Annotated in this window: 15 protein-coding genes; 3 read left to right on the top strand and 12 right to left on the bottom strand. The window is 55.7% G+C overall.

The features are described 5' to 3' along the window. Positions 1-308: 308 nt before the first annotated feature. From FSY45_RS27100 to guaB, 9 genes are all read right to left on the bottom strand, one after another. A complete protein-coding gene (locus FSY45_RS27100; protein ID WP_003074893.1) occupies positions 309-1,343 on the bottom strand; it encodes a hypothetical protein in 1,035 nt (344 codons plus the stop codon). A gap of 459 nt (positions 1,344-1,802) precedes the next feature. Further along, positions 1,803-2,888, bottom strand: a complete 1,086-nt coding sequence (locus FSY45_RS27090) for a hypothetical protein (RefSeq protein WP_003074898.1) — start codon at positions 2,886-2,888, stop codon at positions 1,803-1,805. Then, positions 2,885-3,127: an AlpA family transcriptional regulator gene (locus FSY45_RS27085; protein ID WP_042438310.1), complete on the bottom strand. Its 243-nt coding sequence runs from the start codon at positions 3,125-3,127 to the stop codon at positions 2,885-2,887. The genes FSY45_RS27090 and FSY45_RS27085 overlap by 4 nt, the downstream gene beginning before the upstream one ends. Positions 3,128-3,306: 179 nt before the next feature. Further along, a complete protein-coding gene (locus FSY45_RS27080) occupies positions 3,307-3,978 on the bottom strand; it encodes a hypothetical protein (RefSeq protein ID WP_138983846.1) in 672 nt (223 codons plus the stop codon). 10 nt (positions 3,979-3,988) lie between these two features. Then, positions 3,989-5,317 (bottom strand): site-specific integrase, encoded by a 1,329-nt coding sequence (locus FSY45_RS27075; RefSeq protein ID WP_003074902.1) that lies wholly within the window; start codon positions 5,315-5,317, stop codon positions 3,989-3,991. A 211-nt stretch (positions 5,318-5,528) separates the two neighbouring features. Beyond that, positions 5,529-7,145, bottom strand: coding sequence for a glutamine-hydrolyzing GMP synthase (guaA, locus tag FSY45_RS27070; protein ID WP_003064855.1), 1,617 nt, complete (start codon positions 7,143-7,145; stop codon positions 5,529-5,531). Between the two features lie 33 nt (positions 7,146-7,178). Then, on the bottom strand, positions 7,179-7,619 hold the full coding sequence (locus tag FSY45_RS27065) for a type II toxin-antitoxin system VapC family toxin (protein ID WP_003064858.1): 441 nt from the start codon (positions 7,617-7,619) through the stop codon (positions 7,179-7,181). Next, the gene (locus tag FSY45_RS27060; RefSeq protein ID WP_046462812.1) at positions 7,616-7,888 is read right to left on the bottom strand and encodes a type II toxin-antitoxin system Phd/YefM family antitoxin; all 273 of its coding nucleotides are present in this window, start codon (positions 7,886-7,888) and stop codon (positions 7,616-7,618) included. Before FSY45_RS27060 ends, FSY45_RS27065 begins: the two co-directional genes overlap by 4 nt. A gap of 97 nt (positions 7,889-7,985) precedes the next feature. Next, positions 7,986-9,461 (bottom strand): IMP dehydrogenase, encoded by a 1,476-nt coding sequence (gene guaB, locus FSY45_RS27055; protein WP_003064862.1) that lies wholly within the window; start codon positions 9,459-9,461, stop codon positions 7,986-7,988. Positions 9,462-9,558: 97 nt separating this feature from the next. On the opposite strand from guaB, the gene FSY45_RS27050 reads away from it, so the two are divergent. Beyond that, positions 9,559-10,068: a DUF4124 domain-containing protein gene (locus tag FSY45_RS27050; protein WP_003064864.1), complete on the top strand. Its 510-nt coding sequence runs from the start codon at positions 9,559-9,561 to the stop codon at positions 10,066-10,068. 81 nt (positions 10,069-10,149) lie between these two features. Here the strand turns inward: FSY45_RS27050 and FSY45_RS27045 are convergent, their stop codons facing one another. Together FSY45_RS27045 and FSY45_RS27040 are read right to left on the bottom strand one after the other, a co-directional pair. Continuing rightward, positions 10,150-10,512: an RnfH family protein gene (locus tag FSY45_RS27045; RefSeq protein ID WP_148748559.1), complete on the bottom strand. Its 363-nt coding sequence runs from the start codon at positions 10,510-10,512 to the stop codon at positions 10,150-10,152. Next, positions 10,505-10,957 (bottom strand): type II toxin-antitoxin system RatA family toxin, encoded by a 453-nt coding sequence (locus tag FSY45_RS27040; RefSeq protein ID WP_003064868.1) that lies wholly within the window; start codon positions 10,955-10,957, stop codon positions 10,505-10,507. The genes FSY45_RS27045 and FSY45_RS27040 overlap by 8 nt, the downstream gene beginning before the upstream one ends. A gap of 159 nt (positions 10,958-11,116) precedes the next feature. Between FSY45_RS27040 and smpB the strand changes: the two genes are divergently transcribed. Both smpB and FSY45_RS27030 read left to right on the top strand, forming a co-directional pair. Next, complete coding sequence (gene smpB / locus FSY45_RS27035) at positions 11,117-11,590, top strand: SsrA-binding protein SmpB (protein WP_003054725.1); 474 nt, start codon at positions 11,117-11,119, stop codon at positions 11,588-11,590. Between the two features lie 103 nt (positions 11,591-11,693). Next, on the top strand, positions 11,694-12,092 hold the full coding sequence (locus FSY45_RS27030; protein WP_003064869.1) for a DUF4259 domain-containing protein: 399 nt from the start codon (positions 11,694-11,696) through the stop codon (positions 12,090-12,092). Positions 12,093-12,146: 54 nt separating this feature from the next. On the opposite strand, the gene FSY45_RS27025 is transcribed toward FSY45_RS27030, so the two are convergent. Next, the gene (locus FSY45_RS27025) at positions 12,147-12,440 is read right to left on the bottom strand and encodes a hypothetical protein (protein ID WP_003064870.1); all 294 of its coding nucleotides are present in this window, start codon (positions 12,438-12,440) and stop codon (positions 12,147-12,149) included. Positions 12,441-13,565 lie beyond the last annotated feature (1,125 nt).

The following is a 13,565-nucleotide window of genomic DNA, read 5'->3' as shown; positions in this document are numbered from 1 at the left end:
GAAGGCTGATCAGCATGGCAACTCCTTGGCACGGGATTGCCATGTTGCCAGAACTGCTTGCAGTACCTCTCGGCCATGCAGCAACGGACGCTTGTTTTTAAGCAGCCAATCGTCCGGGACCCGACACTTAGGTCAATGACGCTAGAAGCTGCCAGAACATTCGTGCCGCGTTTTTCTGCTATCGGCAATAGTGCGCGGCAATGCATATCAAAAGCGCTGCTGCACAGCAATAAAAATGGCCAGACAGCGCATGCCATCCAGCCATAGGATTCAGAGCAGCAACTATCCAGTTGCGCAACGCTGAGGCTCTACTTGCGGTTGTGGGGAGGCTCAAACGCAGCGGGCGGAAAAATTCTGGATTCCCGCAACGCTGCACAAGCCTGCTCCCACAGCTGCGCCGGCTGCCACCACGTAGCTTGGTGACTGCGCCAGTACTTGGGAACGCTGCGCGCGTACTCAGTGTGCTTGAACGCAGCCAGCGTGGCTTTCACGCCGTCTTGACGGCACATTGCCTGGAACGCTTTCTCGATGAGTGGAGGCAACTCGGAGCCAGCAGCAGATAGATCAGCGAAGCTAAAGCGCTCAAAGCGGTTGGTTTGCTGCGGCAGCTTCCACAAGGGAAGCCCCAGCATCTTCTTGCCACGCACTTCAACACGTGTGGTCTCGCAGCCGTTGATGGCTTTCTTGAGCTGTCTGATCCGGTTGGCTGTCAGCGGATCAGCGTTTGTGCCTGTGCTGCCTGTTCTTGCGATCTCCATGACCGCTGCATGTACGCGCTCAAGGTGCTTGTCATAGACAGTGGTTTGATAGTTGCTCTCGACGCTGCCAAAGTTGTAGCCTTCGATGATGCCCTTGGCGTTAACACGCTTACCGAACACCGTCATAAGTTGGCCGTTTTTGTACTGCACCAATACTTTGTCTAGGGCCAGGTACAGAATGTCGACAGCAACATGAAACACTTGGAGCAGCGGCTCACGCATCAAGCGGTTGTACTCACGGTGACCGATGATGCGACGCATGACCGCGTGAAGCTTTTCAACATCACCAGACTGCATTTTTGCGGGGTTGCATTCAATCCGTAGGCCGCATTTTTGGCGTACAGGGTCAACTGCCACGAGCTGAATTAGGGCATTACTTTCTCCATCAAACAGAACGTGGACATTGATGCAGTACTTAGGGCCTGCTAGAAAGGCCCATGCACAATTTCCAGCTTTGATCTCTGCTTTTACGTTGCTGAGGACGCTTTGATAGTCAGGGTGCTCGCGGTCATTGCTGCAGCGCCACTTCAGCTTCCATGCCAGACGATCCACGACAGGCATCAGGGGTTTGGGACGTAGTTTCATACCATTGCTTTTTGAACTTGGTGGACGAACTCGATGGCTGTCACGCACATCGATTGCATCTGGTGCATGGAGCTGTGGCCTGATCTCCGCCAGTTCGAGCGCTATGTCGCAGGCGTGCCCGCCGTAGCGGTTTGCGGGCGTGATGAGGCACAGAGCACCATGCTGTCGATGCTCAAGTTATTTACAGTTTTTGTTTGCGCTGAGTGCAGATGAGCACTGAACAGCGTTGGTGCACCGGATACAGCTTGCCTAGCCCGGTGGGGCTTGCGCCGTTTTGCCGAGCTGCTGTGATGGTGGTGGTGGGTAGCTCTATGCCGGTAGTAGTACAGCTATAGATCAGTACTCGTGCATATCTACATAGCTACAGCTATTGATTGCATACTTATTAGAGCTACCAGAAACATGGCTAGTCGAATGTGTTGGAACACTGATTGCACACAGAGCCCCAACACCAAGCTACTAACGATTTTTCTTCTTGGGTTTGGCGTCGTTGCGCGTGTTGCGCTCGTTGCGGCTGGCTCGTGCAACGGGTTTGACGCAATCCAAGTCGTCCAGATCATCACCGTCGTCATAGTCCTCGGACTCGGCAGTTTGATCATCGCCCGCAGAACCGGCGTCATCAGTGCCTTCGCTCTCAATGGGGTCCAGGCCGCATGCTTCAAGCCATTCGTCCAACATTCGAGCATCCCAACCCTTCGGCACGGAAGTAGAGACAAAGCTAAGCTTGCGGCTTACATTCGACTTATTGAGATTGACGATCTCGCCAATCTTCTCCAGGCTCCAATCGTCGGCTTTGAGAATTGCCATCAGCCGTGTTCTCAGGTCATCAGCAACGTAGGGGGTGATTTCAGATTCAAGACCATCATGACCCATCCGTATACAGCAGAGCACCTTGCCACTGGCTGGACTCAATGAACTCGCCAGTTGAGGACACGAGATTTCAAAGGCCTGCTCGTAGCCAGGGTTGGGATCACGTGGCGTGACCACGAAAATTTCGTTTGCGACAGATGAGTATTTATCACTGTCAACAACTCCTGGACAGAACATGATGACGCGAGTGTCATGCTCTTCGGCCATCCGATTCAGTTGCAGAAGGCCTCGAAAATCAGGCTCAGTACCTGAAGGCTGCGTCAGAAAAACATAGCCGCCAGACTTCAACGCCTTCAAATTGAGCAAGATGAAAACGGCTGCGGGACTGGTCCAATCCAAGACCGAAGAAGTCGCACGCTTCAAGAATTCGCACTTCTTGAGCTCCGATGCGATGAGGCCCAGTTTGGCACGAGTAGCGCTTAATTGTTCGAGTTGCCGTGCAGGCCCGCTATCCATGAAAAAAATGTTGTCGCGTTCAGGCGTAGGAACAGGCAAACACGACGATGCGTGAACCAGTGCCTTGACCATCGTTGCTTGACACAGAAGGGCTTGTCCGTCATTGATCGGCCCGACCATCAGTGTCACGCCAGATTTGAGGTCACAGTGCCCTGCTACAACCTGTGCCAAGGCACTCAGAATTTTTTCCTTTTTAAAGGGGAGGGTTTTGAGCTTCATGCCACACCGCCTTCTTGCTGACTGTCGCGTTTTGCGATGCAAGATTGAATGTAAGCGTCGATCTCGCTTGCTGGCCAGCCTTTCATACGCGGGCCAATCGGAACCCCCGGCGGAATTTTTCCAGCCTTAATGAAGGCATAGAAAGAACTGTTAGACATGCCCAGCAAACGCAGTACTTCACGCTTACGGAGCAGGGTTTCGCGCTTTTGTGCAAGCGCTTCTTGAATCAACTTCTGCATGGCTTTTTCCATCAATGCTATGAGCTTGCGATGGAGGCCAGGCGTCCCTGCTTGCATCCATCTGTATCGCGATGGATTAATTAGAAATTTAATGAAATAAAAAAAATACCGCAATTGCTGAAAAATAATCGCAATTGCGGTTGATTTTTTATTTTTTCAAGAAGTTGATTACTATATTTTTAGTTCATTATGTTATTCATCTTTTTAAACCACAATGCTAATGTTGAAGCACCTATAGGTATACTCGCATCCTTTTTTTTCACCCAATCTATAACAGCTTGAGGGCTGCGCTCTCCTTTTGAATTTCTATACTCTCCAACAGAATTTTCAAGTATCACGTCGAGAACATAAAGAACATTTTTCTCAAACTTTGCATTAGGTTCAAGAACAGGAGGGGCGGTGTCTAATTTCAATCCATTTCGCATCTCATGCATATCGACCCAATTTAATTTTTCAGCATATATGCAATACTCTGAGAGTTCAATATAATTTTCATTCGCCTTTTCTCCTGATTTCAAGTGATCTTCTACAACTCCTATTTCATACCCCATAAGAGTTGTCAGAATATCCATTCTATCTTTATATATTTGATAGCGATCAGGGGCGTGCTGTTTTAGAACACTCCTCACACTTGGGTGTGGCTCAATGTTCATCCCAAGCAAAGTAGCTTGCCATGGCCGAGCCAGTTTTCGTTGATACCAATGATCCCAGCGAGGCATTTTTAATGCATCTAATCCTGGTGGCGAGCTTTTTCGCTCTTCAAAAATAAAATCCTCAGAATCACGTTCAAGCGACAGCTGAAATCCATCAGGCGTATGCTTTAAAATATATATTTTTTCTTTGTTAGGCATTTTTATTCCATTAAATTTCCAGCTCAACGTTTGCAGCCAATATTTTTGCTTTGCGTACTATTTCACGCACACTCTCACCTTTACACCATGCATCAATCATGTCGGCCCATGCCTGTAGCATTACACGTCGCTGCTCCCCATATTCAGCTTTGTTGTAGATTCCGCGAATGCTCCCCTCCTCATGAGCTAGACATTTTTCAATCCAATCTCTATTGAAACCAGCTTCATTAAGTAGTGATGATGCTGTTCTTCTTAAATCATGAACTGTAAAATTTTCAAATTCTTCCCCTTGGGAATTTATTGATTTAACTGCTACTTCGATAACACGATTAAGTGTTGCATTGCTTATCGGCGTATTCATATCATAACGACCTGGATGAAGGTGGTTAGATGTTGAAAAGCAGGTTTTGAATGTAATAAGAATATCTTGTGCTTGATTGCTTAAATAAACTACATGCGCTTTTCCGGTCTTCATGCGCTCTTTGGGAATTGTCCAGGTCGCATTATCAAAATCAACCTCATCCCATGTGGAATTTATGAATTCGCCCTTGCGAACCATTGTCAACATGACGAAGCGTAAAGCTAGGCGGAGTGTTGCGGCAGTGGCTGTTGTATCTAAAGCTTCAAGAAATTTTCGTATTTCTCTTGGGCTTAGCGCACGATCTCTCGCTTTGAATGTCGCTATATCGCTGGGGCGAATGGCTTCCGCGGGGTTTGGCGCCGAAAATGACTTATCTTTTGCCGCCGCAAAGCGGTACACCAGCAAGACTATCTCGCGCACTTGAACAGCTGGTGCAGAAGCACCTTTTTCGCGAATGCTTTCGCAGTGTTTCATTAACTGCGCTGGCTTGATTTCGTCAAGCTTCAGCTTGCCAAAAGGGCCCTCCAGATAGCGTTTATAGACAGAGCGCCGCATGGCGATGGTCGAATCGGCCAAACGTGCACTGTTGTTGGGGTCCGCTTTGTCGGCGAAATAGCGCTCAGCCCAGCTTGAGAAAGTCAGCGCGTCTGCTGCTTCTTGTCGCTTTTCAACTTTGCTTCTGGATGGTGATTCACCCGCTTCGACGCTGCGTCTAGCTGTTGCAAGTAGCGCACGTGCTTCTGCCAGGGAAACGGATAGACCGAACTCAAGCTCGCTTGACTCACGGGAGGACTTTGATCCGAGAGACTCGTCATAGCGGCCAATGGTCAGCGTTTCACGTCTGCCATTGAGACGGTAGTCGTATCGGAACGACTTGGTTCCAGCAGGGGAGACCGAGACGTACATGCCGTCTCGGTCAGCAATTTTAAATGCCTTGTCTTTAGGGCGCAGTTTGCGCAGTTCTGTGTCTGTGAGCATGGCTGCCTTTCTTTAAAAACTTTACCGTCACAACACGTGTCGGTAAAGAAAAGCAGCGCCTCAGGAAATCACGGATTTACCGTCAAATTTGCCGTAAAACTATGTGGTTTTCGTTGCACCGTATAGGATTGCGAAAAACACTTAACTCTTTGAAATTCAAATAGTTATGCGAAATCCAAGACGCTGCTGGACGTCTTGGAATCACTGTAAATTATTCCCACTCGATGGTTGCTGGTGGCTTGGTGCTCACGTCATAGGTGACGCGGTTGATGCCGCGCACTTCGTTGATGATGCGGCCGGAGACCTTCTTGAGCAGGCCGTAGGGCAGCTCGGCCCAGTCGGCAGTCATGAAGTCACTGGTGACCACGGCGCGCAGGGCCACGACGTAGTCGTAGGTGCGGCCGTCGCCCATCACGCCCACGCTCTTGACGGGCAGGAACACGGTAAAGGCCTGGCTGGTCAGGTCGTACCAGCTCTTGCCGGTCTTTTCGTCGATCCAGTTGTTCAGCTCTTCGATGAAGATGGCATCTGCGCGGCGCAGCAGGTCGGCATATTCCTTCTTCACTTCGCCCAGAATGCGTACGCCCAGGCCGGGGCCGGGGAAGGGATGGCGGTAGACCATGCCGCGGGGCAGGCCCAGGGCCACGCCCAGTTCGCGCACTTCGTCCTTGAACAGATCGCGCAGGGGCTCCAGCAGCTTCAGGCCCAGTTGCTCGGGCAGGCCGCCGACGTTGTGGTGGCTCTTGATGGTGACGGCCTTCTTGCTCTTGGCACCGCCCGACTCGATCACGTCGGGGTAGATGGTGCCCTGGGCCAGGAAAGTGGCGCCCTTGGAGCCGGCGTTGGCAGCCTTGAGCTTTTCGGCCTCTGCCTTGAATACGTCCACGAACAGGCGGCCGATGATCTTGCGCTTTTGCTCGGGCTCGGACACGCCGGCCAGCTCGCCCAGGAACAGAGCCGAGGCATCGACGCGCACGACCTTGGCGTGCAGCTTGCCTTCGAACATGTCCATGACCATATCGCCTTCGTTCAGGCGCAGCAGACCGTGATCGACGAACACGCAGGTCAGCTGGTCGCCGATGGCGCGGTGGATCAGGGCTGCAGCCACCGACGAATCAACGCCGCCGGACAGGCCCAGGATCACTTCTTCGTCGCCTACCTGCTCGCGGATCTTGGCCACGGCTTCTTCGATGTAGTCGCCCATGATCCAGTCAGCTTGCGTGCCGCAGATGTCGAGCACAAAGCGGTTGAGCAGTGCCTGGCCCTGCACGGTGTGCGTGACTTCGGGGTGGAACTGCACGGCGTAGTAGCGACGTGCTTCGTCGGCCATGCCGGCGATGGGGCAGGAGGGAGTGGAGGCCATGACCTTGAAGCCCGGAGGCAGCTCGGTGACCTTGTCGCCGTGGCTCATCCAGACCTTGAGCATGCCGTGGCCTTCGGCCGTGGCGAAGTCTTCGATGCCTTCCAGCAGCTTGGTGTGGCCATGGGCGCGCACTTCGGCGTAACCGAATTCACGGGTGTTGGAGCCTTCGACCTTGCCGCCCAGCTGGGTGGCCATGGTCTGCATGCCGTAGCAAATGCCCAGCACGGGCAGGTTCAGCTCGAACACGGCGTCGGGAGCGCGGTCGTCCACTTCGTAGACGGAGGCATGGCTGCCGGACAGGATGATGCCCTTGAGCTTGCCGTCGGCGGCAAACTCGCGCACCCAGTCGCTGCTCACATCGCAGGGGTGAACTTCGCAGTAGACATTGGCTTCGCGCACGCGGCGAGCAATCAGCTGCGTGACCTGGGAGCCGAAGTCCAGAATAAGAATCTTGTCGTGTTGCATGGTGATCAAGGGCAAGAGGGTGGCAAAAAGGGATTAGAAATCTTCGGGAGCCCAGACAGTGACGCCGCTTTTGCGGGCGGCCGCGATCTGGGCTGCATCGAATGTGGCCAGTGGCAGGCGCAGCGACTGCGCCAGCCACAGGTATGCGGCATCGTAGGTGGGCAGGCCTGTGTCCAGCGCCACATCCAGCACGGCCTTGTGCTGTGCAGGAGCCAGGTCGTGCAGCTCCACGCGGTGGCGAATGGCTTCCAGCACGCCCCACAGGCCTTCGACCGAAGTCTGCGGGATACGGCCATTATTCACGCCCGATGCAATCAGGTTGCCGCATTCCCACTGCCAGAGGTTGGGGGCTTGCGGGTCGACTTCATCGCGGCGGATACGGGTGTAGAGGCGTCTGGTGTGCTCGCTGGCGTCGTCAGGCAGCAGCCAGGCAGCGGTGACGGATGCATCGAGCACAAAAGCGGTGGCGCTCATGCCTGGCTCCGTCCTGTGTGGCGCAAACCGGTGATGCTGTTCGCCGCCGGGTTTGTGGCTGCTTGATCTTTCACTGTCTGCTGCAGGGCCGAGATCTGCTCCAGCTCACGGGCAATCTGTTCATCGGTGATAACAGGCTTGCGGCGCATGGGCAGCATGCGCACGACTTCTTTGCCATGGCGCGTGATGCGAACTTCTTCGCCTTGCTCGACCATTTCGACCAGGGCGGAAAAGCGGCTTTTGGCTTCGTAGATACCGATAGATTGCATGGCGGAAAACAAAAAATCTGGCTAGAACCAGTAGTTCAGGCCAGATTTTAGCATTCTGACCAGATTTTTCAATCTGGTCAGATTTCAAGGGACTTGCTTAGTCAGCGCGGTAGTTGGGCGCTTCCTTGGTGATCTGCACGTCGTGCACGTGAGATTCGCGGATGCCGGCTGCGGTGATTTCCACAAACTCGGCCTTTTCGTTCATCTCGGAGATCGTGGCGCAACCGCAGTAGCCCATGGAGGCGCGCACGCCGCCAGCCATCTGATAGACGATGGAGACCATGGAGCCCTTGTAGGGGACGCGGCCTTCGATGCCTTCGGGAACCAGCTTGTCGGCATTGGGGTTGCCGGTGGAGGATTCCTGGAAGTAGCGGTCGGCCGAGCCTTGCTGCATGGCACCGATGGAGCCCATGCCGCGGTAGCTCTTGTACGAGCGGCCCTGGTACAGAATCACTTCGCCAGGAGCTTCTTCGGTGCCGGCAAACATGCCGCCCATCATGATGGTGGATGCGCCAGCGGCCAGGGCCTTGGAGATATCGCCGGAGAAGCGGATGCCGCCGTCACCGATCAGGGGCACGCCGGTGCCCTTCAGGGCGTCGGCCACATTGGAGATGGCCATGATCTGGGGCACGCCAACACCGGCCACGATACGGGTGGTACAGATGGAGCCGGGGCCGATACCGACCTTGACCGCGTCGGCACCGGCTTCCACCAGAGCCAGGGCGGCAGCGCCGGTGGCAATATTGCCGCCGATGACGTCCACCTGGGGGTAGTTCTGCTTGACCCAGCGAACGCGATCGATCACGCCCTTGGAGTGGCCGTGAGCCGTGTCCACCACGATCGCGTCCACACCGGCCTTGACCAGCAGTTCCACGCGCTCTTCGGTGCCAGCGCCCACGCCGACAGCGGCGGCCACGCGAAGGCGGCCCGATGCGTCACGCGCGGCATTGGGGAAGGTGGTTTGCTTGTTGATGTCCTTGACAGTGATCAGGCCCTTGAGTTCAAAGGCGTCGTTCACCACCAGGATTCGTTCGAGCTTGTGCTTGTTCAGCAGTGCCTTGGCTTCGGCGGGGCTGGTGCCGTCTTTTTCATTGACGGTGATCAGCTTTTCGCGGGGCGTCATGATCTGGCTGACCTTGACGTCGTAGCGGGTCTCGAAGCGCAGATCGCGGCTGGTCACGATGCCGACCACCTTGCCGCCGTCGCACACGGGGAAGCCCGAAATGCCGCGTTCTTCCGACAGCTGCAGCACTTGCAGCACGGTGTGTTCGGGGGTGATGACCACAGGGTCGTGCACCACACCGGATTCGTGGCGCTTGACCTTGGACACTTCAGCGGCTTGTTGCTCGGCTGTCATGTTCTTGTGGATCACGCCGATACCGCCTTCTTGCGCAATGGCGATGGCCAGACGCGCTTCTGTGACCGTGTCCATGGCGGCAGACACCAGGGGCAGGTTCAGGCGGATATTGCGAGTGAATTGGGTGGCGAGGGAAACGTCCTTGGGCAGGACTTCGGAGTAGGCGGGAACGAGCAGGACGTCGTCAAAGGTCAGTGCTTTTCCGAGAAGGCGCATGTGATGGCTCCAAAAGAAAGATTGTACCTGTGACTTGCCGCACAATGTGGGCTCGTGACCCAGAATCCCCAACGCCAGTCCAAGACTTATTGACTCCATGCACGCCATCAAGTTCGCTTTGTTTGCAGCCATTGCCTGCTGCACGGTCCCCGCAATTGCCCAGTGGCAATGGATTGATGGTCAGGGGCGCAAGGTGTTCAGCGACAGGGCTCCGCCGGCCGATATCCCAGCCAAGAATGTTTTGCGCAGCCCCGGCGGTGCCAGGCCCGCAGCACCTTCTGCGGTGCCGGAGGTCGGCGCGACCAAGCCCGTGGCAGACGCCGGTGTCGGTGTGGACAAAGGGCTGGAAGAGCAAAAGCGCAAGATGCAGGAGCAGGAAGCAGCCAAGGCCCAGGCCGACAAGCTGCAGAAGGAAAGGCAGCGCCAGGACAACTGCAATCGTGCCAGGCAGGCCAAGGCAACCCTGGCGTCAGGCCGCTTGCTCTCTCATGTGAATGCCAAGGGCGAGCGTGGCTTCATGGATGAGGCAGCGCGCGATGCTGAGATCAAGCGCGCCGATGCCGTGATTGCTTCCGATTGCGGGCCGATGGCAGAGCCGGCGCAATAGTCACCGGAGTCTTCGCCGGAGAATCTCGATAAGAAAAGCGCCTTCCGAAGGCGCTTTTTTTGTCCTGCTGGCTGTTGGCTACTAGTAGCCCGCCTTGGCTCCGTCTCTCTGACGCTTGAAAAGTCCGGCGCCGCGCGCGCCCTGGCGGGCAAAGCGTTCGCGTCGGGCAACCTTGGGGTCCACGGTCAGTGGTCGATAGACCTCCAGACGATCGCCATGTTTGAGAACCTGGCCCGGATTCGCGACCTTGCCCCAAATACCGACCATGCCGGTCAAGGGTTCGGGCAGTTGCAGATCCGTCAAGGCTGTTGAAGCAGTCACGGCGTCCAGCGCCTGCTGGACGGTGCTGCCTGCGGGAAGCTGCAACAAGGCTTCCTGCACGGTGCCGGAGCAGGGCGAGATGCAGACCGTGATGTCGATCACCTTGGGCAGAGCATCAGCCATAGATTTGTTCGGCTCGCTTGATGAAGGCGTCGACCATGGAGCCTGCGATGCGGTCGAAGACCGGGCCGATGATGGCGGCCACGGCTCCGTTCTCGAAGCCGTAGTCCAGCTGCAGCTCGACCTTGCAGGCGCGCTGCGTGCCGTCGCCCACAGGATGAAAGCGCCAGTGGCCTTCAAGACGCGAGAAAGGTCCCTTGACCAGACGCATGCTGACCTGCTTGCCGCCGTCATCCATGCTACTGTTCGTGTTGCGCGTCACGAAAGACTTGCGCAGTCCGCTGAACGCAATACCCACCTCGGCTGTCATGCCTGTGTCGTCCTGCTCCAGAATCTTGGCATGATCGCACCAGGGCAGAAAGTCGGCATAGTGGGCCACGTCCGTCACGAGGGCAAACATTTCTTCGGGGCTGTACCAGATGAGGACGGACTTGTTGACGTTTTTCATGAACAAAGAGCAATCAGCAGGGCGCAAGAGCAGGGAATTGGCCTAAGCCAATGCACCCAGAGGCGCGATGCGAAACTAAAATCATCGCTCAGAGGCGAGACGGCAATCCAGTATTGTAGGGAGAGCTTTCATCTCCGGTCCGCCTGCAACTAATATTCCATGGCCAAGAAACCAGAAACATCGTCGCGCATTGCCGACAATAAAAAAGCAGCTTTCAACTATTTCTTCGAGGAGCGCCACGAAGCCGGCATGGTGCTGCACGGCTGGGAGGTCAAGGCCCTGCGCAGCGGCAAGGTGCAGCTCACCGATGGCTATGTGCTGATCAAGGACGGCGAGCTGTTCCTGCTGGGCTGCCAGATCAACCCGCTCAAGACGGCTTCCACACACGTCAATCCCGACTCGGCACGGATCAAGAAGCTGCTCTTGAAAAAGGACGAGATCAAGCGCCTTGTCGGCAAGGTGGAGCAAAAGGGCTATACCCTGGTGCCCATCAATCTGCATTGGAAGAACGGTTACGTGAAATGCGAGATCGCCCTGGCCAAGGGCAAGGCCGAGCATGACAAGCGCGATGTGATCAAGGACCGCGAAGGCAAGCGCGAGGTGGAGCGCGCCATGAAAAATCGCAACCGTTGACCTGCCGCGCCTGGATCGATCTTCCGCACTGACACAGTTTTGACATCAAGGCCCGCTATGTTGGGTCTTGCTTTACTGACATATCGCAGCAAGGAGTTTGGTCATGGGCACTTGGTCGCACGGCAATTTCGATAACGACACCGCATTGGACTGGCTGGCCGATATCACGGGCCAGCTCATCGATGAAATTGCCGAGGCCCTGGACTCGCCCGAGGCCTTGCAGGCAGGCGAGTCTGAGTCCGATCTGGTTCCCTGCCGCATCGAGCTGCTGTGCGCCATGGCCGAGGGCGGCATGCATCCGCTGTGGCCGGATCTGCAGACGCTGGAGCAATGGAAAGCCACTTATCTGCAGGCCTGGGACCAGAGTATCGACGAGCTGGAGCCCGAGGAGGGCTACAAGCAGGACCGCCGCATCGCGATCATCGAGACCTTCGATCGCATGATCGCGCTGGCTGCAGCAGAAGAGGAAGAGGGCGCGGACGAAGACTGGGGCGAAGAGTAAGCCCCTCAGTCACCCAGGACGCCTGCCCCCGGGGCTTGCCGCGTCGCGGCTGCCTCAAGGGTTTTCGCCGTAGCGGGTCTTGAAGTCGAACTCCAGGCGTTCGCAGTCCTGAGGGGTTTTGAACTCCTGGGTCTTGCGCTCGGCCTCGGGCTTGGCCGTCTGTTTCCAGCAGATCTTGATGGTTTCTGCTTCCGTCCAGCGCTGTTTGCTGAGCGGGTCGTCCATGAACTGGCCGATGAGCATGAGCGCGCCAAAGATGATCACGGGCAGGGCGATGAGCCAGACCACCAGGCGGTTTTTGGCAGGGGCAGCGGGCTTGGAGGTCTCGGTTTGGGGTGTGTCGCTCATAGTGGTTGCCGATTATCCGCAAGCCGATGATGAAGACATTAATGCAACGCATGAAAATTCATGATCGCTGTTATCGGCACAAGGCCGCGCGGGTATGTAGCCGCAAACCTATAATGTTCGGCTGAGTGCGACACGTTTGTCGCTCTGTTAGACGGTTGAGCCTCTGAAAACCGTACAACCGACCTCCCAAGGGTCTGGTGCGAGGCACATTCTTCCCATCAGGCTGTACCCCACAGGGGACAGTCCAGTCTCTGGCTCCGAACTTCGGCAGCCTCATCAGCTTGGCTATTCCTGCAATAGTCCGGCGTAGCCGTGCTCGCGTGCAATGTACGCCCCGGCCGTATCACACTGACCGCCACAAGCGGACATTTCTAAGAAACAGAAATCCTTCACTGGAGGACTTTTTACGTGCATACGCTTTGACTGATGGAAGAAGTACAGAGTGCAACTCTGACCTGCCTTGTCATGCTCTCTAGCAATGGAGTGCCATGACCTTGTGTGCGACCACAAGTAGCCTACGGTGACGTGCAAGACCAGCAATGGGCTTGTGCGAAGCTCACCCGACAAAGTACCCCTGCGCAAGCGGCATCTCTTACCCGCGAGGGTAGAGGTGGACACTGCCAGCAGAAAAGCGGTGAAGGGGCCAGGCTAGTTCCGCATGGGCAACGTAAAGTGAATCATCGCTTGAACCTGGGTAAACATTGAATGGCCAAATCTGCTGATAGGCCATAACCAAAAGGTACGCTGAAGGATGTGTTTGTTCAGCCTAGACACACGTCGTCAACATCAGCTCCAGGAAAGATGAGTCCTAACCGGATAGACATGCAGCGATGCGAATCGCCCGTGTCGGCAAGTCAGGGAACGTGGTAAGCCCCACTATCCGCCAGCACGCGCAAGCGTGTCGGCAGGGAAGCCGTAAGGCAACCTGTTGGATGAGGGGGTATGGGATGGTGGAAAAAGCGAATGGCTGCCTGTAATGGGTGGCATAGGGGCTCGTGCCCTGACGCGAAAGCGTGCCCACTTCCACTTGGTGCAACCGTCGCTCGCGACTGCATTTGTTTAAACCTAGCCCGAAGGGATTGTGCGTATCCCTTCGGGGAGACGTGCGTCCTCTGAGGGTTCAAC

It is taken from the genome of Comamonas sp. Z1 (genome assembly GCF_008121555.1).
GTDB classification, from domain to species: Bacteria; Pseudomonadota; Gammaproteobacteria; order Burkholderiales; family Burkholderiaceae_C; genus Comamonas; species Comamonas thiooxydans.
The sequence above is the reverse complement of the archived record's forward strand: the minus strand, read 5'-3'. Positions and strand labels throughout refer to the sequence as shown.

Excerpts from the sequence above, each read along its gene's own strand:
- FSY45_RS27100 (WP_003074893.1), bottom strand. The coding sequence starts at position 1,343 with ATGAAACTACGTCCCAAACCCCTGATGCCTGTCGTGGATCGTCTGGCA.
- FSY45_RS27090 (WP_003074898.1), bottom strand. The coding sequence starts at position 2,888 with ATGAAGCTCAAAACCCTCCCCTTTAAAAAGGAAAAAATTCTGAGTGCC.
- FSY45_RS27085 (WP_042438310.1), bottom strand. The coding sequence starts at position 3,127 with ATGCAGAAGTTGATTCAAGAAGCGCTTGCACAAAAGCGCGAAACCCTG.
- FSY45_RS27080 (WP_138983846.1), bottom strand. The coding sequence starts at position 3,978 with ATGCCTAACAAAGAAAAAATATATATTTTAAAGCATACGCCTGATGGA.
- FSY45_RS27075 (WP_003074902.1), bottom strand. The coding sequence starts at position 5,317 with ATGCTCACAGACACAGAACTGCGCAAACTGCGCCCTAAAGACAAGGCA.
- guaA (WP_003064855.1), bottom strand. The coding sequence starts at position 7,145 with ATGCAACACGACAAGATTCTTATTCTGGACTTCGGCTCCCAGGTCACG.
- FSY45_RS27065 (WP_003064858.1), bottom strand. The coding sequence starts at position 7,619 with ATGAGCGCCACCGCTTTTGTGCTCGATGCATCCGTCACCGCTGCCTGG.
- FSY45_RS27060 (WP_046462812.1), bottom strand. The coding sequence starts at position 7,888 with ATGCAATCTATCGGTATCTACGAAGCCAAAAGCCGCTTTTCCGCCCTG.
- guaB (WP_003064862.1), bottom strand. The coding sequence starts at position 9,461 with ATGCGCCTTCTCGGAAAAGCACTGACCTTTGACGACGTCCTGCTCGTT.
- FSY45_RS27050 (WP_003064864.1), top strand. The coding sequence starts at position 9,559 with ATGCACGCCATCAAGTTCGCTTTGTTTGCAGCCATTGCCTGCTGCACG.
- FSY45_RS27045 (WP_148748559.1), bottom strand. The coding sequence starts at position 10,512 with ATGGCTGATGCTCTGCCCAAGGTGATCGACATCACGGTCTGCATCTCG.
- FSY45_RS27040 (WP_003064868.1), bottom strand. The coding sequence starts at position 10,957 with ATGAAAAACGTCAACAAGTCCGTCCTCATCTGGTACAGCCCCGAAGAA.
- smpB (WP_003054725.1), top strand. The coding sequence starts at position 11,117 with ATGGCCAAGAAACCAGAAACATCGTCGCGCATTGCCGACAATAAAAAA.
- FSY45_RS27030 (WP_003064869.1), top strand. The coding sequence starts at position 11,694 with ATGGGCACTTGGTCGCACGGCAATTTCGATAACGACACCGCATTGGAC.
- FSY45_RS27025 (WP_003064870.1), bottom strand. The coding sequence starts at position 12,440 with ATGAGCGACACACCCCAAACCGAGACCTCCAAGCCCGCTGCCCCTGCC.